Below are 1653 nucleotides of genomic sequence, written 5' to 3' on the forward strand. Positions count from 1 at the left end.
ACCGCTCTTCCGATCTGTTCAATCGGCGCAGAAGCTGCATTACTTTGAGTTTGGCTTAATCCCCAAAAATACCCACTTACCCAAGCGAGTTGATTGGCTGATAATTCAGAAACTGTTTGTTGAAGCTGTCCAATTTGCTGCTGATTAATAGGTGCAGTAAATGCAGCCTGATCATTGGCTGAAGTGTTTCCAGATAACACTTCCTTTTGAGAGGACTCTTTCTTATTTAAAGACATGGTCACGACATCCCTATTCATTGCGTGCCGATAGATTAACCACTCTTGCTAATAACAAGAAAGAATAGATAAGTATGTTTTATAACTTTTTGGAAGATGGAAAGTAAAAAGTGGGTTATTTGGATTCAATCCTAACCTGAGAAAAGCCGACAGCCATTGCGGACTTAGAGGCGAGATCCAAATCCATATAGTGGCATTCACCACCCTGTGAATCGGTCAACAAAACAAAACCGCCTCTAGCGTGACGAAACTCGACAACCCAACTGCCTTCCTGCACTGAAGGCTCAATAATCGCCTCGACCAGCTTATGATCTCGGTACAAACATCTCAGCTCTGTAATTGTCATACCATCACGCACCTATCGTCTACACAACATAATCATCCTTATTAAGCATGGTAGATTTTGAGCATTCTGCTAAAAAATAGGCCCGTTATATAGCCATTAGATATAAAAAACGCCACTTAATGAAGTGGCGTTATTAAAAAGCAGTGTGAGGCTGAACTAGTACTGAAACTCAGCACCTAAGAACCAGCCGTTAGCAAAGATAAACTCTTTATGATTTTCAACATCAACAGTGAAATCATCGGACTCAATATCAATCACACGATAGCCGCCTTTAAGTGCTAGTTCACCAGAAGAGACTGGGAGTCGGTATTGCATACCAGCAATGAAATCGGTTGTTTTGAGGCCCTTACTGTCTCCAAAGTCGACCTGCCCAATCACATCGAAGTGGGTATTTGGCACATTGATTAACGCTTTTCCAAACCAATTCCAAGTTAACTCGTCAAATGACTGAGGCGCACCATTGGCTCCAGAACCGATTGGAGCAATATATTTTGAATTTGAGTACTGACTGAATGCCACGCCAAAATCAAAGTCCATCAGTTCATGGTCAAAAATGGTGTAGTAAAAGGTGTAATCGTATTTATCAAATGCCATATAGTCAGCATCGATTGTTGTATAGCGGAAGCTGACATTGGGTAAATATGGCAGTTCATGCTCAAGAGCAACGCTAAAAGAAGGAACCTGATCGTCATCTTTACGAACTTCATTCACTTTGGTGCTTCCCCACCACATATCAGCGCCAAGGCTAATACTGTATGGCGATTGTGCATTCACCACAGGTGCGCTAATAAGCATTAATAAGCCTGATAAGCCTAATCCCAATCCCCGAATATTCATCCCTCTGATCCCTACTTTAACTGTGTGGCGTCGACACTAATAAAAATTATCGAAGGATGATAGCACATTCGCCTAGCGTATTAACTGGAAATAATTTGAGATTAACGTGGGCTATAGACATGATTTTTGAAAAACCAAACACCAATAGCGATGACGATCAACCAAGGGATCAACTTAAATACAACCCCCACCATGCCTAAAACAGCCAACACAATAAAGGCTATAGCGGTTGCC

At 41.7% G+C, this 1653-nt stretch carries 3 protein-coding genes and 1 pseudogene; all 4 read right to left on the bottom strand.

The features are described 5' to 3' along the window. A pseudogene (gene cysJ, locus ACP45E_RS10115) lies at positions 1-257 on the bottom strand (NADPH-dependent assimilatory sulfite reductase flavoprotein subunit); the annotation flags it as partial. A 94-nt stretch (positions 258-351) separates the two neighbouring features. After that, positions 352-582, bottom strand: a complete 231-nt coding sequence (locus ACP45E_RS10120; protein ID WP_017039730.1) for a hypothetical protein — start codon at positions 580-582, stop codon at positions 352-354. 156 nt (positions 583-738) lie between these two features. Continuing rightward, on the bottom strand, positions 739-1419 hold the full coding sequence (locus tag ACP45E_RS10125; protein ID WP_017035821.1) for a TIGR04219 family outer membrane beta-barrel protein: 681 nt from the start codon (positions 1417-1419) through the stop codon (positions 739-741). 101 nt (positions 1420-1520) lie between these two features. After that, the coding region (locus ACP45E_RS10130) for an envelope stress response protein PspG (RefSeq protein WP_277815698.1) at positions 1521-1653 on the bottom strand (133 nt) is incomplete at its 5' end.

It is taken from the genome of Vibrio genomosp. F10 str. 9ZD137 (assembly GCF_049974785.1).
Taxonomy (GTDB): Bacteria; Pseudomonadota; Gammaproteobacteria; order Enterobacterales; family Vibrionaceae; genus Vibrio.